The organism is Micromonospora rosaria (assembly GCF_001567585.1).
In the GTDB taxonomy this organism is placed as follows: domain Bacteria; phylum Actinomycetota; class Actinomycetes; order Mycobacteriales; family Micromonosporaceae; genus Micromonospora; species Micromonospora rosaria.
Map to the genome: position 1 here is coordinate 1 of NZ_LRQV01000292.1, position 1672 is coordinate 1672.

The 1672-nt window shown below is 70.0% G+C and carries 3 protein-coding genes; all 3 read left to right on the forward strand.

The features are described 5' to 3' along the window. Positions 1 to 261 precede the first annotated feature (261 nt). The 3 genes from AWW66_RS32105 to AWW66_RS35855 all read left to right on the forward strand — a co-directional run bounded on the left by AWW66_RS32105 (position 262) and on the right by AWW66_RS35855 (position 1617). On the forward strand, positions 262 to 588 hold the full coding sequence (locus AWW66_RS32105; RefSeq protein WP_067374582.1) for an AbrB/MazE/SpoVT family DNA-binding domain-containing protein: 327 nt from the start codon (positions 262 to 264) through the stop codon (positions 586 to 588). Next, the gene (locus tag AWW66_RS35850; RefSeq protein WP_245648588.1) at positions 585 to 836 is read left to right on the forward strand and encodes a hypothetical protein; all 252 of its coding nucleotides are present in this window, start codon (positions 585 to 587) and stop codon (positions 834 to 836) included. The genes AWW66_RS32105 and AWW66_RS35850 overlap by 4 nt, the downstream gene beginning before the upstream one ends. 211 nt (positions 837 to 1047) lie before the next feature. Then, entirely contained in the window at positions 1048 to 1617 is a 570-nt protein-coding gene (locus AWW66_RS35855) for a tyrosine-type recombinase/integrase (RefSeq protein WP_245648589.1), read from the forward strand. Positions 1618 to 1672: the final 55 nt, after the last annotated feature.

A 1672-nucleotide genomic window follows, 5' to 3' on the forward strand; every position in this document is an offset into this window, starting at 1 on the left:
GTCCCCCCTCGGACACAGTTTCCCCGCATATCTGCGTGATGTGACGTACCGGTGGTCGAACCCGTTCGACCACCGGACTCCTGTTTCCAGTGCTGTCTTCCCCGCCTCGTCTCGGGGGTGGTGGCGGTGACTGCCCGGGTCGTGTCAGCGGTGGTGCCGCCCTCGGTGCCCGCTGGGCCGAGGGGCGGGCCCGTCACGAGTCGGCGTGCCTTGCCGGTTGCGCGATTCGCTCCCGAGGCTGGGCCGACGGTGCTGTACGGGATGGCGGCGATCGACCGTGATGGTTGGCTGGCCGACGCGGTGGTCGTTCCGGCTCTGGGCTGGTTGTCGGGTACCCGGGTGGATGTTCGGGTGCGCGGCGGTTTGGTGGTCGTGACCGCCGATTCGCAGGCGGTGTTCCGGGTGACTCGGCCCGGTCAGGTGCGGTTGCCGGCGACGGTGCGGCACTGGTGTGGGCTCACCGCCGGCAGTCGTCTGCTGCTGGTGGCTGACCCGGCCATGGGGCGGCTTGTGGTCCATCCGCCTGCCGCCGTGCACGCGATGATCATCAGTTTCCAGGCGGCTGCGTGGGACGGTGAGGCGGCATGACCACGCAGCCCTCTCCGAGCCGGCCGAGCCAGGCTGACCTGGACGCGGCGATGCTGCTGCTGTCCCGGCTCGGTATCTCACCGGGTGACCTGCAGCAGGCCGCCCCTGCCGTTCCGCCGGCACCGACGTTCGCCGAGTACATTCCCGTGGTCTCTGCGGCCGTCAGCGCCGGCACCCGCAGGGTCTACGCCTCCTACTGGAACCGGGTTCTCAAGGAGTGGGGCCAGCGGCGGTTGGACGATCCCTGATCCGACCGAGATCAAGCGCCTCGCCGAGCACGTCAAGGCGAATGTCGTCACGCGCCGCAACGCCCGCGGCGGTCGCAGCGCGGCGGAGCACCTCATCGCGGCTCTGCGGTGTCTCTACAATCACGCTGTCGCCGACGGGCATCTCGCGGAGGCGGACAACCCCGCTCGCAAGGTTGCCAAACCGCGGCGGCTGCCGAGCACCCGCCGTGCGGTGCCGGACACTCGGCTCGCCGAGATCAATCAGTTCGCCGCGACGACCGGCGACGATCCGGCTCTGGACTGCCTGCTGCTACGGCTCCACACGGAGACGGCCTGCCGTCGGGGCGGGGCGCTGGCCCTGCGGCCAGCGGATCTCGACCCGGACCAGTGCCTCATCATGCTGCACGAGAAGGGGGGAACGGTGCGCTGGCAGCCGGTGTCGCCGACCTTGATGCGGCATCTGCGACAGCACGTGGAGGAGCGGCCGGCCGCGCCGACAACACCGCTGTTGCGGTACCGCGACGGCAAGCCGATCACGTACCGCCGCTACGACTATCTGTGGGAGCGCATCGGCAGACACCTACCCTGGGTCGCGACCCAGCAGATCAGCACCCACTGGCTACGCCACACCACCCTGACCTGGGTCGAGCGGAACTTCAGCTACGCCGTCGCCCGAGCGGTCGCCGGCCACAACGACAGCGGCGGCGACGCGGGCACCACGACCACCTACGTGCGCGCCAGCCTGCACGAGATCGCCGCTGCCGTGGCAGCCCTCACCGGTGAGCCACACCCGCTGGCGTAGACAAGTCGGTTCGCCTGGTCAGACTGGCCGTGTTTTGCCATCGCTGGCAGCGTGC

Coding starts and splice junctions, on each gene's coding strand:
- AWW66_RS32105 (WP_067374582.1), top strand. CDS start 262: ATGGCGGCGATCGACCGTGATGGTTGGCTGGCCGACGCGGTGGTCGTT.
- AWW66_RS35850 (WP_245648588.1), top strand. CDS start 585: ATGACCACGCAGCCCTCTCCGAGCCGGCCGAGCCAGGCTGACCTGGAC.